The organism is Mesorhizobium sp. WSM4837 (assembly GCF_055811435.1).
The window spans coordinates 18007-32099 of record NZ_JBVVQE010000009.1; the positions used below are offsets into that span (position 1 = coordinate 18007).

Consider the following 14093-nt stretch of genomic DNA (forward strand, 5'->3'; position numbering starts at 1 on the left):
CGTCCGCCCGCGTAGGCCTCAAATCGGTGAGGACGCCCGTGAGCAGCGATCAGGGCATTGGAACCGTGCCTGGCTCATAAACGACCCCCAACTCGGGAGTCGGCTTCTTCAAATTTTTTGGCCTTCAGCCATGTGCTCGACAGTCCGCTCCTGTAGCGGCTGTCGGCGCGCTTCGAGATGATTCCATTGAGCCCGATCTTCTCGACGGTGCGGAAGAGCGCCAGCGCGCTGCCCTCGAAATGCTCACTGTATTGGATCTTGCCGAGGCCAGGCTCAATCAGTTGCCACAGCGCCTGCTTGCGCTGCAGCAGCGGCAAGGAGCCTAGATCGTGGCCGTCGAGATGGAGGATATCGAACGCGACGAACACCAGCCGGCTCGGCTCGTTCCAGATCGCCACTTCCAGCGCAGGGCAATCGAAAGCGCTCTGCTCGCCGGGAACAATGACTTCGCCGTCGAGAATGGTAGTCCGGCATGGCAGATCGACGGCTAGTGCGATGGGCCAGTATTTCGTGGTCCAGTCGCGGCCGTTCTTGTTGTAAAGACGCTTACCGCCATTATCGATGATGATCTGGGTTCGATAGCCGTCGAGATTGGCCTCGTGGACCCAGCCCTCACCTTCAGGCGGCCGCTCGACCCGAGTCGGGATCTGCGGCGGAAGAAACTCCAGCCGGCCGCCAACGACCTTGGCACGCTTACTCAATGACGCCACCTTGACCGCGCAGCGGCGGCTATCGGCACAGGCAGCACGACATCTCCCCAACATGATGCCTGCCACCTGTGCCGAGCCCCCGTCAAGCCGCCGAGCCCCCGCCAAGCATTGCAAGCATCTACGCACGAAGCCGATCTGTCGTTAGCTTTGCATCCTAATACTTATCCCGGCGTACATATCTTGCCCGGCGCGGCGCTCTTGCACCGTTCCCGACCGGCTAATTGCTGTCCGGGATCGCCGCCAGCCTACGCAGCCCTTTGCTGGTGAGATAATCCGGGCTAGAGCGGTTCGTCATTTCAAGGAACCGCAGAACCGCTCTATCTCTTTGTTTCTAGACTTGGCAAACATACGACTCGCGCTCTCAACAAGTGTCTTATGCTGCGTAGTTGCAATGTATGCTCCGCTGTGATGCGCGGCGACATCGATGAACAGTCGGTTGATAAATCGGGGATCGGCTATAATTGATGGCGCGGTGAACGCGACACGAAAATATTCTGGTTCATCCCGATCTTGTACTCAGCTTCCGAGCGCTTTGAGCCAATGTTCAAAGGAAGAGGCCTCCTCGTGTCCGGCATGCGAAACGGAGTTGGCGGGGCGCGGTAACACCACGGAGCTTCGGACTTCGCGGGGGCTGTAGCCGAATTCCTTGCTAAAAGCTCGGCTGAAATTAGCCGCTGAACTAAACCCGACGGCTTCGGCAATATTAACAATGCGCCGGCTGTCCGCCGGATCGCTAAGCGCAACATGGGCTGCCAGAAGTCGGCGACTTTGTATGTAGTGGAGAACACCACCGCTCGGTTCGAACAACTGATAAAGACGCGTCCGCGAGACGCCGAGCGCCCGGCACATTGAATCCGGCGTCAGATGAGCCGCATCCAGATTGTTGTGGACGTATCGACGGGCTCGCTCCATCAGCGCGACACTCACCAATTGTTCGGTGGCCGCGGCATGTTCCGCCGGGGGCGAGAGGCAGGCAATGATCATGCTGCGGGTTGCGTGCACGATGCGGGGCAGATCGTCAACCGTGAGACTGCGCAGTCTTGCTTCGATGTTCTTGAGGTAGTCGAGCAAAAGGTTGGCAAAGTTGCCGGACAGAATTGAATTATTCTTTGCGTCCAGGGCTGCCGCCGCATCGGCGAACAAATCACGCGGCAAATAGAGAAAGAGACTTTGGGATTCCGTTGCCCTCCCCCGAAACGGGTAGCCAAGCGATCTAATCTCCAATTTGCCCGGCTGGTTTTCCGCTACGCGGCGATCGACCTCCGTCCACGACCGGCCAGTATGCGGCAAAGCGATATACCAGTGATCGATCGAGCTGGACCGAAGCTTCGCAGCAGAACGCATATAACTATGTGCCGGTGCGCGCTGTTGAACGATCAGCATGCCGCCGAGGTTCCAAGCCGTGTGGTCGGCGGGAAAGCCATCGTCGAGCGATTTGTCATCCGGCAACTTGATCTCGACAAGCGGAGCCATATGCGCCTGCCAAGCGACGAATTGATCTTCTGGCGCCAGTTCGAGCGTCGAAAAGGGCAAAGGTTCGAGCGCCGGCGCAAGTGACGGGGCAGCCTCATTGTAAGGCTGAGCTTCGCGCGGCCAACGACGTCGATCGCGCTCAAGCGCCTGCCTCGCAAGCGCCTTGTCCTGCCTCTTAGCGTCCATCGCGTAGTGCCGTATCCGATTCCGGTATGCCCATCGCCACCGCAATCATGTGGTGTATCACAGCCATCTGGCAAGACCAGCTGAACGCGAGTCCACAGAGGGCTATCACACTGGGTTACAGCAAGAAATGCATTCCGAGATAAGTTTCTGGATGCGACGATAACGACACTCTTCAACGTGGTGCGTATAGAGTCTGGCACGGTGAAAGCGTAGTTGAGGAGGCAACGAAATGAACGCAAAGCTCAAAACAGAAGCTCGTCGCAAGATAATTCTTGATGGATATTTTAATAACGAACCTTTGAAAGATATTGCAGCCAAGGTCGGATGCTCACTGGCGAGTGTGAAAGTCGCCGCCAGTAGACTCGGTTGCACACGAACTCCGAAAGAGGCGGCGGAATTTCGGCGAGGATTTCATGTCCCAGAACAAAAATTGCGGGATTACCGCCAACTTATGATTGCTGGACAGTATAGAGCTCGCGAGTGCGCCCTGATTTTGGGACTATTGAAAGACCAATTATCGGTCAGCGAGTAAACTTATTCCAATCACGCCTCAGCGGTTCATCGACAAAAAAAGTCCGCCGCAAACACTGGCAACAGGCCCTGAAAGGTTCGCACAGATGCTGCGTCGGCGTTTCAATCGCACCTGCTTCAGCCCTCATGATCTGGCTATTTGCGAACGCGTGTTCGATCAGGTTTGCGCAGATGAACACATGGACTCTTCAAGCCGGGATGCCGAGGCCTTAGCGGTGGCGATTGTCGCAATCTTCCGAAACATTACTACCAAGGAGCGCGAACTGCTGGATGAATTGAGGTCTCTTCGTCTCTCAAAGGGCGCAGAGAAGGCGCACTAGCTGGGCGGTTTTCCCTGACGAATTGTTCTAGTCCCGCGTTGGCATTCGCATCTGCATTGCCCCATTGAGTCCCGCCAGAGTGTAGCCACAGCGCTTGCGAAGGAGATGGAAATGGGTTTAGCCCAAGACTTGTCTGATGTTGCGCTCGCATTCGATTGTCCGAATTGCTCGCATCCGGCGGTAAGGAAGGGCTCTGCGCTAAGAACGATCGCGCACTTCAGATGCGACGGGTGCAACGCCAAGGTACGGATCACCTATCCGCAGAAGCTAGCGATCTTCGAAAAGTACAGGCTATTAGCCGCCCAAGGGGCATTGCGATAAGACGATCCGGAAACGCGTCGCCAATGGCGGTCACGTGGACCAGATGCAAGAGGTCGATGCCCTGGTGGGTCCCCGCTAAAGAAATAACGGCAGTAGCGCACGTTCCCGCAGCTGCACTCGGCTTTGACGAGCATGTTGTGCCGGGTCGCCTTGCCGAGCGTATCGATCGGATCATGCGCCATGGAGGATTCGCAGTATCGAGTCCCGGCTACGTCAACCGATTTGCGACTTCTCCCAAATTTCTCGTGAAGCGCTGGGGGATAAGCGCACTGACCCATTTGCGGCGGAATCGGTGTCCATTACCGTTCCGTTAACAAATGAACGATTAGATATTGGTGGGGTCAACCGCGAAAATGTTGCGAGAACGAGGAGCCCATCAATGGCTGCGATTGCCCTTCCTGGCGATTGGACCGAACAGTACAAAGGATCGGAGCTGAACCTCTCCGGGTTCAACCTCTCCTTTTCCGACGAGTTCAATACGCTTGATGTCGTGCCGAACAACGGCACCGGTAAGTGGTTCGCGCCTGTTCACGCCCCCGCGGGGGCCGCAAAGTACATGCCGCCGGTCGGAGAAACCAACCCGTTCTCCGTCTCTGACGGGCTTCTGACGATAACCATGAAGCAGGTGGACGGCGCCTGGCAGTCGGGAACGATGCAAACGGTTAACAGCGCCGGCGAGGGTTTCGCGCAAGAGTACGGGTATTTCGAGATGCGCGCCGCCTTTCACGGCGGAGCGGGAGCGTGGCCGGCCTTCTGGATGCTGTCGCCCGATCAGACTGTGCCACGCGTCGAGGTCGACATCGTTGAAGCGTATGGCGGCGATCCCGATGCTCATCACCAGGCGGTGCACTTGAGCAATAAGGAAAGCCACGCTTGGGAAAGCAACTATACGGGCCTCGACGGTTCGCTGTTCGACGGAGCGTTTCACACGTACGGCGCGAGGATAACGACTGACTGGATCACCACATATTATGACGGCAAAGAGCTGAGCCGCTTTCCAATGAGCGACTTTTTCCGCACGCCGCTCTATATGCTGGTCACGCTAAGCATGTATTCCTCCGAGCAGGCTTCCGGCACGTACGACATGGTCGTCGACTACGTGCGAGCCTATGCTGCGCCGGACGTGATGGAGCAGCACCCGACCGGGACGGATGCGGCGGATATCCTGAACGGCGGCAATTTTGATGACGTTCTGGACGGCGGAGCTGGTGCTGACAAAATGTCCGGCGGTTTCGGCAACGATACCTACCGCGTCGACAACGCATTCGACGTAGTCATCGAGGCTAAGGGCGCCGGCATCGATCTCGTCATCACCTCGATGACGTATTCGCTGTCCGGCCAGCAAATAGAGCAGCTCACACTCACCGGCGTTGCCGACATCGACGCGATTGGTAACGAACTCGACAACAGGCTGGTCGGCAACGCTGGCAGCAACCTGCTCGACGGCGGGGTCGGAATCGACAGCATGGAGGGCGGCGCAGGCAACGATACCTACTATGTCGACAATGCGCTCGACCGCGTGGTCGAGGCCGATGCGGCGGGCAACGATTGGGTGTTCAGCTCGATCACCTATTCACTGCCATCCTATGTCGAAAATCTGACTCTCATCGGCCTTGCCGCTATCGATGGTCGCGGCAATTCTTCCGACAATGAGCTGACCGGGAACAATGGGAACAACACGCTTGTCGGCCTTGCCGGCAACGACACCATAAGGGGCGGGGCGGGTAGCGACCGGTTAGCGGGCTATGATGGCGCCGACCTTCTCGATGGCGGGACCGGGGCCGACCAGATGAATGGCGGAGCCGGCAACGATACCTATTATGTGGACAATGTGCTGGACAACGTCATCGACGAAGCGGGCCTCGACCAGATTTTCAGCTTGGTCACGTACTCACTGGCGGTCGATCGCCGGCTGGTAGAAAATCTGCGTCTGACCGGAAACGCCAACGTCGGAGCCACGGGAAATTCCCTCGACAACGTGCTCGACGGCAACGACAGCGACAACAAACTGGACGGCGGCCGAGGCAATGATACCGTGCTTGGGCGGGGTGGCAACGATGCACTAACGGGCGGCCTGGGCATTGACCGGCTTACTGGTGGCGCCGGCAACGATTTCTTCGTTTTCAGCGCGCCGCTCTCAGTGGCCAACCGCGACATCATCACGGATTTCAACCATACGGCCGATACATTCAGGCTCCAGAATTCGATAATGCAGGGGCTTGGAGCCACCGGAGCCCTCGAGCCAGGGTACTTCTTCGCTGGGACTAGCGCGCACGACGCCGACGACCACATCGTCTATGACAAGGTTACGGGTGCGTTGTTTTACGATTCCAACGGAAACGTCGCAGGCGGCGTGACACAGCTCGCGACGCTGACGAACAGGCCGACGCTGCTGGCCGACGATTTTTTCGTGATCTGATCCGACACCTACAGCGATGCGCGTGAAAAAGAGATCAAGCACCGCTGTAACTTCTTGTTTGCGCATCGCTTTGTTCGAAAAACCGGTGACCTCTTTTCGAGCAATGCTCAAATTATATTGCTAGGCGATACGTATCAAATCTCTATCTGACGACGTCCTCAGGTCTGCCGCAACGTTTCAAAAATTCGATGACGAACCATCATGTAGAGTGAGTGCGCCGGCCGGCGTGATCGTGAGATCCTCGCTTACTCGAACATGATCCGAGAGGTTCCTCTTTCTGCGATCGACATTCTCCGAGCTTCCTGGATCCGCTCGGCCTGTTGTTTGGTATAGGGACCCATCGGCCGGGTCTTTTCACCGCCGCGACGAACCCGGCAGTACCAGTGGCCGCTGTCAGAGAAGATTTCAACCGAGGTCGGTGCATCGTTGGCCGCCTCCTTGGCGACCTCGTCGATGAATTTCACGACCTTTGAATAGTACTGCGCGGGTGCAACCGTGCGCAAACCACTGGTGACGCTAAGTTCCTGCTGCACTGGGGACATGGTCGAACTCCTGTCGGTCATTTGCTTGCGCTCCCTCCCACCGGCGCTGCGCAGCATTCAGCGCAGAGCTGGGTGGATAATCTCGAAGCCTATTGCTCTGACTAGCTATCTAGCAAACGAAATTGATTGACATTTAAACGCAATTTTTATGCTATATGTTTTATGGACATTGAACTCGCCCGGACTTTCATCGAGATCGTTTCGACAGGGAGTTTCATTCGGGCATCGGAGCGCTTGAATGTCGCCCAGACGACCGTAAGCGCACGGATTCGCAGCCTCGAGCAGCAATTGGGCCGCGCGCTTTTTGTTCGCCACAAAGGCGGAGCTTCTCTCACCCCGGCCGGTGAGCAATTTCTGCGCCACGCCCCGATGTTCGTCCAACTATGGCAACGCACCCTTCACCAGGTTGCCGTGCCCCCGGGACGTCGAGCTGTTCTGACGGTCGGCAGCGAAGTCAGCCTAGCGCAACCTCTTCTGCTCGATTGGGTCCGATGGATGCGCGGGTCGCTTCAGGACATTGCACTTCGAGTACACGTCGATGTGCCGAAGGATTTGATCAATCAGGTCGCGTCAGGAATGGTCGACTTGGCTATCATGTACGCGCCCCCCCACAGACCGGGTTTGAAAATCGATCTGCTTCTGGAGGAAAAACTCGTCCTCGTGACGACCAATTCCGAAGCGCGCCTCCTGGACGAATCCGATTATGTTTATATGGATTGGGGGCCGGATTTTGAACTTCACCACGGGATGAATTTCCCGAGTGCTGCTCCGGATCTTTCTTTCGATCTCGGTCCGCTCGCACTGAGCTATGTTCTTGCGACTGGCGGCTCCGGATATTTCAGGATGAGTTCTGTGCGGCCTCACATGGAGGCCGGCCGGCTGCACCTTGTGCCTGAAATGCCGCAGTTCTCCTATCCGGTTTACGCGGTGCAATCCGCAAGTGCGGACGAGAGCGTGGTAGGTCCTGCCCTGGCAGGATTGCATTCCGTCGCGAGCGCCGACATCAAATTGTAGGAGTTGTTGGGCGTCTAAAGGTCCGCTTGGATTGACGGGAACAGAAGGTCGACCGTTGTTCCAATCCCTCGCTCACTCTTTATCCGGATCCGACCACCAACCATTTGCGCCAATGCCTGCACTTGCAACATCCCTATCCCGGTGCCCTTCTCACCCTTCGTCGTAAAGAAAGGATCAAATACCTTTCGCAAGACTTCCGGAGCCATGCCGCAACCATCGTCCTTGACGCGAACGCATGCGTAGGTTTCGGGTCCGGGCAGGTCAGGCGTCGGGGCCGTCTGCACCAATCGCTCAGTGGTGACGCGGATCTCCCCGCCACTTGGCATCGCATCTCGTGCGTTCATTACGAGATTAAGCACTGCAGAGTCGAACAGCGCCGGGTCGATCAAGCAGTTCGGGATATCGGAACCAAGCTCCAGCTTGACGCGGACATCGGGGCCTGCGCCATATCTCAGGAAAGGCTCAAAAGACCTGAGGAATTCATTCAAATTGCCAGCGTGGATTTCGAGTTCCTGATGTTTTGCGAAGGCCAGTACCAGTGACGTCAGTTCGATACCTCGATCGATTCCCTGCCGCGCTGCAGCAATGTAGGTCCTCACGCTTTCGGGCTCCTCGGCTCTTATTTCGGCAAGCCTCAGGCCGGATCCGATGACTGCCAGGAGGTTTCTGAAATCATGGGCAATACCGCCAGTCATCTCGCCTAAGGCGGCAAGCCGATGTGTGGCACGCTCACGTTGTTGGGCTGCGGCCCGAGCACCGAGAGGCATATCTACCTGACGCTCGTCGCGCTTCGCTCGTGTTTCATTATCGTATGGAAACGCGCTGCCGGTCATGATGGTCGCCCCTATCGATCATTGACGACAAACAGGAAACTCGGGCTCCCATTCGCATCGTCGTTTGGGTTCTCCTGTTGCTGGTGTCACGCATCCTGCACGCATGTCTAGGCGCGCCGCACGATCCCTTTCGTCATGATGTCTTCGACCATCGGAAAGGCCTTGACGGCCTCTTCCGGTAGGTCTCCCTTCGCTCCGGTTAGCTCCGTCCAGTCATGCGCCTCGGGCTCGCCGACGACGATACGACCGACCATTCCAGCATGCTCATGCGGAATGCAGTAATAATCATAGACCCCCTGCTCGGTGAAAGTAACCGAAAAGCTTTCGTCGGGCAGTAGATAGTCAGAATCCCAAGATTTTGCCGCTTTCGGCATGCGGAGCGGCCGCTCGAAGTTTGTGGGATTGTATGCCGTCGTCGTGTGCGAATTGCCGGGGTTGAGATTGGTCCAGCGGATCGTCTGTCCTGGTTTGATCAGAATGCCTATCGGGTCGAACCAGACGTGTGAACCGTCGTCGCGCCCTTGCATCTTGACTTCGATCATCTCGCCACCCAACACGGCCAGAGAAGAGAGGGAAAGGGCGGCGGCGAGCCCGCCGCCAGCGCCCAGTATCTCACGACGCGTCAGTGTCATTTGGCGACCTGTGCCTCGTCAGCCGCCGAAACATGCCACAGCACGACATGGACATGCGGCTCTTCTACCCCCGGATGGCCGGCATTGTAGTAGACGTCCACATGGTCGACATTGCCGCCGGGTGAAGCGAGGTCGTCAAAACGCTTGTCCGGATTGAGGTCTTTGATCGGCAGCATGTAAATCGTGCTGACAAGCTCGCCATCGTGGTCATAGGCAAGGAATGGTCCGGCAGGCAATGTCGTCGGATCGACGAAAAGTTGGCCCATGCCCGGCAGGAAGTCGGGCAGTTTCACAAGCTTGCTGACCTGTTCGTAAGGAGCGGCTGGCGGAGCTTTGGTGACCTCATTCGCCGCCATGGCGCAAAGCGAACTGCCCACTGTCAAGGCAACTGCGAGGACGAGTTTTTTCATCACGGCATCTCCTGGTTGAAATAAAAATTGCGACGGCTGAAGATCTGGAAGTCCGTCTAAAAATTCGATTTTCACTTTCTGACACGGCATGTTCGCGCCCAGCTAGCAAGCAGGAGACTGTTCTGTTCGTCAAACGAAAATAACTGGCATTTAAAAGCATTATTTCTGTTAGTCAGGCCCGTACCTGTTTTGCTTGATTTTCAAAATATCTTCCACTACCTCTGAATTGCTATGAATATTTTCAGCCTCAATTTTCGGCGGGAGCCTAAACGCCTCAAAACGGGCCATTAGCCCGGACGCGAGAGAGTTCGCGTCCGGGACAGCCAGCCTCATCTCCACTCCTCAGTCCACTGAGAACTCTGTCCTGCTTGACCAGTGCGGCTGAACGCTCATTTGCGATCGCGTCTGGATCGACACGGAGGTTGACCCTGATGATCTCCTCCATCCTGTCAGAAGAAGACATTTCGCTTGATCTTGTGACGAAGGGAAAGCAATCAGCCTTGTCAAGAATTGCGATCAGGATTGCTCGGAGAAATGGGCTTGACGAGCAGATGGTTATCCGTGGTCTTTTCGACCGTGAGTGTCTCGGCTCGACGGGCATCGGTCGTGGCGTCGCGATCCCCCACGCTCTGCTCGGTATGATCTCTTCGCCTGCCGCGTCTTTGACACGTTTGGCTCAGCCTATCGATTTCGACGGCCCGGACGACGATCCCGTCGACCTCATTTACACTATACTTTGGCCGGCCTCTGCCACGTCCGCCTTCCTCCCTGCCCTCTCCCAAATATGCCGGCTGCTTCGGGCATCTCAGGTTCGCGCGCGACTCCGACAGGCACGGACATCCGATGAGGCGTTGGCGATTCTCGAAGCTAAGCCGGTTCCGGCAATTTCCACCAACTTGCATACTTGCTGCTTCGAGCCTGGCGTTCTGGTGTCCAGGCACCTGAGCAATGCCTAGTCAGATGGCCCTGCTCGACCAGCGCCTTCAGATGGTCCTTGATCGTGTTGCGGCTCGCGCCGCTGACCCTCGCGGTCTCGGCCACCGTAGCCCGGCCATGCTCACTCGCCAGTTCGAGGATCGGGACCGATGACTCCGGCAGCGCAGCGAGCATGACCTGTTCGCGCTCCATCTTTTTCTCGAGGTGCTGTTTTTGGCTCTGCAAGGCCCGCAGGAAGAACTCCAGCCATGGGTTCCAGTCCGGCGCATCCATCCGGATCGTCCCCTGCGTCCGCCGAAGCGACAGGTAATAACTTCCTTGTTCTGCTCGATCACGCTCTCCAGCGAGCTTGTAGGGCACGCAGGCATAGCCCGCGCGCAGCAGCAGCAGCGTCGTCAGGTGATGCCGCCATGGCCGTTTGTCCACCTGTTTCCATCCAATTGTCGTTCTGCGCAACACTCCTAACAGAGGATGGCCGGAAGGGGCCGTAGCGTAATCCAAGCGCACCTCCGCGCACATCGCTGGCAAGCATCGCACATCGCGGAATCGCCAGATATACAGTAAGCGTTTGTTATCATTGCGCTTTGTGAGTTGTGGCCTTTCTGTTCCAAACTCCGTTTCTAACCTCCACAAACGATGAAGCTCGGCCATCGTGCCGCGCTGCTCAGTCTCCTTTGACACGCGCGGTGAACGGCGAGCGACCGCACCCCTAAAGTTTGGAAAGACTGCTCCAGAACAAAGACTGCTCCAGATTGGTATCGAGTTCGTGGCGTCGCCGTGGTTCCGCGCAGTTGCGGGTTGCGCCGACGCATCTTGCACGGCAAGCTGCCTCGAAGCACTCCAGCGATCGCACGTGGCCGCTCCAATGAGGCTGTTCTGGATCTTCAGGTTCTGGCGTTCCTTCTCAGCCGCTGGCCTGCTGATCGGAACACTCTTCTTGGCGGCCTCGCTCACCCCTACGCTGCTTCCACGCACGTTTGTGACGCAAGGCATTCTATCGGGATGTTCTTTCGCGGCCGGATATGGGCTTGGCGTGTTCGGGCGCTGGCTGGCCGACTACCTGGAGTTGCCCAAGCCCACCGGCCGCATCTTGCGGGCCATCAAACTCGTCGCTGCGGCCACCTGCATCCTGGTTGCCGTGGCGTTTCTCTGGCAGGCTTCGGAATGGCAAAATTCGATCCGGCAGCTCATGAGGCTCGAGCCGGTAGACACTGCGCACCCCCTGAAGGTCGGTCTGATCGCGTTGCTGACCTTCGTGCTCTTGATCCTCTTGGCGCGATTGTTTCAGGTCACGTTCCTGTTCATCTCGCGAATGCTTGGCCGGATCATGCCGAAACGCGTGTCATACGTGATCGGCATTGCCGCTGCGGCTGGGTTATTCTGGACGGTGGCCAACGGCGTTTTCTTCAGGTTTGCGCTCCATGCCGCGGATTCGTCGTTCCAGGCATTCGATGAACTGATCGAGCCCGAGACCCAACAGCCGGCCGACCCCAGCAAGACCGGAAGCGATACCTCGCTGATCGAGTGGGACGAACTAGGAAGGGCGGGACGGGAGTTCATCGCGACTGGACCGACGAGCAAGGATCTAGGCTCGTTCCTGGGGATGGATGCGCGTGAGCCGATCCGCGTCTATGTCGGATTGCGGTCTGCGGAGACAGCCGAGGAGCGCGCAAAGCTTGCCCTCGAGGAGCTCAAGCGCGTCGGCGGATTCGATCGCTCGGTGCTGATCGTGGTGATGCCGACAGGCACCGGTTGGATAGACCCTGCTGCAATGGACACCGTCGAATATCTCCACGGCGGCGACGTCGCGAGCGTCGCCATGCAGTATTCGTATCTCACAAGCTGGCTGTCTCTCCTGGTCGAGCCCGGCTATGGCGCCGAGGGAGCTCGCGCCCTGTTTGCGGAAGTCTACGCGTATTGGACCACGCTTCCCAAGGAAAGGCGCCCCAGGCTCTATTTGCATGGGCTGAGCCTTGGCGCCTTGAGCTCCGAGCAATCCGCCGAGTTGTTCGAAGTGATCGGCGACCCGTATCAGGGGGCACTTTGGAGCGGCCCGCCATTTCCGAGCAGGATCTGGCGTTCCGTCACCGACGACCGCGAGCGAGGATCGCCGGCCTGGCTGCCACGCTTCAGGGACGGGTCGTAGTGCGGTTCACGAGCCAGGAGAACGGCCTGGCGATCCCGGACGCACATTGGGGACCGATGCGGATCGTCTATCTTCAATATGCGAGCGACCCGGTGACGTTCTTCGACTACCGGTCCCTGTACCGACAGCCGGAATGGTTGGCGGGACCGCGCGGTTCCGACGTGTCTCCCGAGCTCAAATGGTATCCGGTCGTGACGCTTCTCCAGCTCACCGTCGACATGGCGATGGCCACAACGGCCCCGATGGGGTACGGGCATGTCTATGCGCCGGAGCATTACATCGATGCCTGGATCGAAGTGACTGACGTTCGGGGACGGACCGCGGAGCAGATCAACCGGCTGAAGCTGGAATTTTTGCGACGGCGGTGAAGGGGCGCGGCTGGCGAAGGCCAGCGCCTGGACGTATGCCGTTCACGACCATCCCGGGCGTTGAAGGCGGTGAGGCCTCACGGCACGGCAGCGAAAAACAAGAACACTGCGAAGATGACCAAGTGTACTATGCCCTGAAGCACTGTGGTCAGGCCGGTACCAAAGTGATCACGCTGACGATAAGCGTCAGAAACCAGCAGGACCTGGTGCCGATCGACTCGAAAATAACCCGGCTTTTGATCCATTTCTCTCAGTCGCCCACGACTTGCCACGTATCGTCCGGATTGAAGCGGTCGATGTATTTGACGATCTGCTCGGTGGTTGGCCCGAGATCGGCCTCGTAGACGACGCCGTGCTGGTTGACGGCGAAGGTTTTTGCGCCTGTCTCGCCATATTTGGCCGGCCAGGCGATAAGGCCGAAGCCGGCGATCATGTTGCCGTTGATGACGTAGTCGTAGGCGCCGCCGGCGATCTGATCGCCCTGGCCGGTCAGGATCTTGTATTTGTAGCCGAAATAGCCTTCGCCCTTGGCCGCGTCCTGAAGTTCGGCCTGATCGATATTGCCGCCGGCCGGACTCTCACCGTTGATGTCGTCGGTCGGCCAGTAGAGCCCGTCGGTCATGCCTTCAGTACTGATAAGCTTCTGCGCGAACTCCTCCACGCCGTCCGCGTCGCGGTCCTGAGCCGCATAGTCCTCCTGCGCATCGACATAAGCGCGCATCGTCTCGATCGCGGTGAGCTCGTTCTCGCCGACATACCGGTTCACGATCTCTTCGAGCCCGGCATAGGTGTCGAAAGCCCACTTGCCATCCTCGCCCTTGACGATCGGAAAAGGCAGCGGCCACAGCTTGTCGCCGATCTGCAGCGTGCGGCGGTCGCCCTCGCCATCGAGGACAAGCTGCTTGGCCACACCCTCCTTGATCGCCGCCAGCGTCTCGTCCGCGTTCTCGTCGGCCTTCAGCTTTTCCGCATCGAGGCCGAGTAGGGCCGCAACCGCACCCTTGCCGGCGTCGTTGAGCGCCTGCTTGAATGCTTCGACCGCTGCCTCGGGCGTATCGAAGACAGGCGGCTCGGCGGCGGCCGCAAAGGCGGTGATCTCCGGCGCATCCGGCGCATCCTGTGCAGCGGCTGGCTGCGAGACGGCGATGCCCACTGCAAGCGCCACCGCGCAGACAGAGCGGAGAAGGATCGTATGCAAAACTCCCGTGTGACGGGTGGTGCTGAACATCTGTGTCATAATCCTGTCCTCCGT

Annotated in this window: 13 protein-coding genes and 1 pseudogene; 6 read left to right on the plus strand and 8 right to left on the minus strand. The window is 58.1% G+C overall.

The genetic code is table 11. The annotated features are described in order from the left end of the window. Nucleotides 1-74: 74 nt before the first annotated feature. Both AC0L3D_RS07150 and AC0L3D_RS07155 read right to left on the minus strand, forming a co-directional pair. Nucleotides 75-776, minus strand: a complete 702-nt coding sequence (locus AC0L3D_RS07150) for an ATP-dependent DNA ligase (protein WP_473643638.1) — start codon at nucleotides 774-776, stop codon at nucleotides 75-77. 450 nt (nucleotides 777-1226) lie between these two features. Then, the gene (locus AC0L3D_RS07155) at nucleotides 1227-2369 is read right to left on the minus strand and encodes a helix-turn-helix domain-containing protein (protein ID WP_473643640.1); all 1143 of its coding nucleotides are present in this window, start codon (nucleotides 2367-2369) and stop codon (nucleotides 1227-1229) included. A 229-nt stretch (nucleotides 2370-2598) separates the two neighbouring features. On the opposite strand from AC0L3D_RS07155, the gene AC0L3D_RS07160 reads away from it, so the two are divergent. The 3 genes from AC0L3D_RS07160 to AC0L3D_RS07170 all read left to right on the plus strand — a co-directional run bounded on the left by AC0L3D_RS07160 (nucleotide 2599) and on the right by AC0L3D_RS07170 (nucleotide 5960). After that, nucleotides 2599-2901: a hypothetical protein gene (locus tag AC0L3D_RS07160; protein WP_287241524.1), complete on the plus strand. Its 303-nt coding sequence runs from the start codon at nucleotides 2599-2601 to the stop codon at nucleotides 2899-2901. 85 nt (nucleotides 2902-2986) lie between these two features. Continuing rightward, nucleotides 2987-3220 (plus strand): hypothetical protein, encoded by a 234-nt coding sequence (locus AC0L3D_RS07165; protein WP_473643642.1) that lies wholly within the window; start codon nucleotides 2987-2989, stop codon nucleotides 3218-3220. Nucleotides 3221-3920: 700 nt separating this feature from the next. Then, nucleotides 3921-5960: a family 16 glycosylhydrolase gene (locus tag AC0L3D_RS07170; RefSeq protein ID WP_287241521.1), complete on the plus strand. Its 2040-nt coding sequence runs from the start codon at nucleotides 3921-3923 to the stop codon at nucleotides 5958-5960. 245 nt (nucleotides 5961-6205) lie between these two features. Here the strand turns inward: AC0L3D_RS07170 and AC0L3D_RS07175 are convergent, their stop codons facing one another. Then, the gene (locus AC0L3D_RS07175) at nucleotides 6206-6502 is read right to left on the minus strand and encodes a hypothetical protein (protein ID WP_473524324.1); all 297 of its coding nucleotides are present in this window, start codon (nucleotides 6500-6502) and stop codon (nucleotides 6206-6208) included. 162 nt (nucleotides 6503-6664) lie between these two features. On the opposite strand from AC0L3D_RS07175, the gene AC0L3D_RS07180 reads away from it, so the two are divergent. Then, nucleotides 6665-7516 carry a LysR family transcriptional regulator gene (locus tag AC0L3D_RS07180; RefSeq protein WP_473524325.1) on the plus strand — a complete coding sequence of 284 codons (852 nt, stop codon included), beginning with the start codon at nucleotides 6665-6667 and terminating at the stop codon, nucleotides 7514-7516. 14 nt (nucleotides 7517-7530) lie between these two features. On the opposite strand, the gene AC0L3D_RS07185 is transcribed toward AC0L3D_RS07180, so the two are convergent. The 3 genes from AC0L3D_RS07185 to AC0L3D_RS07195 all read right to left on the minus strand — a co-directional run bounded on the left by AC0L3D_RS07185 (nucleotide 7531) and on the right by AC0L3D_RS07195 (nucleotide 9391). Continuing rightward, on the minus strand, nucleotides 7531-8349 hold the full coding sequence (locus AC0L3D_RS07185; protein WP_128172559.1) for an ATP-binding protein: 819 nt from the start codon (nucleotides 8347-8349) through the stop codon (nucleotides 7531-7533). Between the two features lie 107 nt (nucleotides 8350-8456). Further along, nucleotides 8457-8981, minus strand: a complete 525-nt coding sequence (locus AC0L3D_RS07190) for a plastocyanin/azurin family copper-binding protein (protein WP_027153956.1) — start codon at nucleotides 8979-8981, stop codon at nucleotides 8457-8459. Then, nucleotides 8978-9391 carry a DUF5602 domain-containing protein gene (locus AC0L3D_RS07195; RefSeq protein ID WP_027153955.1) on the minus strand — a complete coding sequence of 138 codons (414 nt, stop codon included), beginning with the start codon at nucleotides 9389-9391 and terminating at the stop codon, nucleotides 8978-8980. Before AC0L3D_RS07195 ends, AC0L3D_RS07190 begins: the two co-directional genes overlap by 4 nt. Before the next feature lie 431 nt (nucleotides 9392-9822). Between AC0L3D_RS07195 and AC0L3D_RS07200 the strand changes: the two genes are divergently transcribed. Then, nucleotides 9823-10347: a PTS sugar transporter subunit IIA gene (locus AC0L3D_RS07200; protein WP_473643644.1), complete on the plus strand. Its 525-nt coding sequence runs from the start codon at nucleotides 9823-9825 to the stop codon at nucleotides 10345-10347. Here AC0L3D_RS07200 and AC0L3D_RS07205 read toward each other — a convergent pair. Continuing rightward, nucleotides 10259-10828, minus strand: coding sequence for a winged helix-turn-helix domain-containing protein (locus AC0L3D_RS07205; protein ID WP_287241519.1), 570 nt, complete (start codon nucleotides 10826-10828; stop codon nucleotides 10259-10261). The genes AC0L3D_RS07200 and AC0L3D_RS07205 overlap by 89 nt on opposite strands. Nucleotides 10829-11192: 364 nt before the next feature. Between AC0L3D_RS07205 and AC0L3D_RS07210 the strand changes: the two are divergent. Next, nucleotides 11193-12841, plus strand: a pseudogene (locus AC0L3D_RS07210) (alpha/beta hydrolase). A gap of 250 nt (nucleotides 12842-13091) precedes the next feature. Here the strand turns inward: AC0L3D_RS07210 and AC0L3D_RS07215 are convergent. Continuing rightward, nucleotides 13092-14078 carry a DUF2950 domain-containing protein gene (locus AC0L3D_RS07215; RefSeq protein WP_473643646.1) on the minus strand — a complete coding sequence of 329 codons (987 nt, stop codon included), beginning with the start codon at nucleotides 14076-14078 and terminating at the stop codon, nucleotides 13092-13094. Nucleotides 14079-14093 lie beyond the last annotated feature (15 nt).

Excerpts from the sequence above, each read along its gene's own strand:
- AC0L3D_RS07175 (WP_473524324.1), bottom strand. The coding sequence starts at position 6,502 with ATGTCCCCAGTGCAGCAGGAACTTAGCGTCACCAGTGGTTTGCGCACG.
- AC0L3D_RS07195 (WP_027153955.1), bottom strand. The coding sequence starts at position 9,391 with ATGAAAAAACTCGTCCTCGCAGTTGCCTTGACAGTGGGCAGTTCGCTT.
- AC0L3D_RS07185 (WP_128172559.1), bottom strand. The coding sequence starts at position 8,349 with ATGACCGGCAGCGCGTTTCCATACGATAATGAAACACGAGCGAAGCGC.
- AC0L3D_RS07155 (WP_473643640.1), bottom strand. The coding sequence starts at position 2,369 with ATGGACGCTAAGAGGCAGGACAAGGCGCTTGCGAGGCAGGCGCTTGAG.
- AC0L3D_RS07165 (WP_473643642.1), top strand. The coding sequence starts at position 2,987 with ATGCTGCGTCGGCGTTTCAATCGCACCTGCTTCAGCCCTCATGATCTG.
- AC0L3D_RS07200 (WP_473643644.1), top strand. The coding sequence starts at position 9,823 with ATGATCTCCTCCATCCTGTCAGAAGAAGACATTTCGCTTGATCTTGTG.
- AC0L3D_RS07215 (WP_473643646.1), bottom strand. The coding sequence starts at position 14,078 with ATGACACAGATGTTCAGCACCACCCGTCACACGGGAGTTTTGCATACG.
- AC0L3D_RS07160 (WP_287241524.1), top strand. The coding sequence starts at position 2,599 with ATGAACGCAAAGCTCAAAACAGAAGCTCGTCGCAAGATAATTCTTGAT.
- AC0L3D_RS07180 (WP_473524325.1), top strand. The coding sequence starts at position 6,665 with ATGGACATTGAACTCGCCCGGACTTTCATCGAGATCGTTTCGACAGGG.
- AC0L3D_RS07190 (WP_027153956.1), bottom strand. The coding sequence starts at position 8,981 with ATGACACTGACGCGTCGTGAGATACTGGGCGCTGGCGGCGGGCTCGCC.
- AC0L3D_RS07170 (WP_287241521.1), top strand. The coding sequence starts at position 3,921 with ATGGCTGCGATTGCCCTTCCTGGCGATTGGACCGAACAGTACAAAGGA.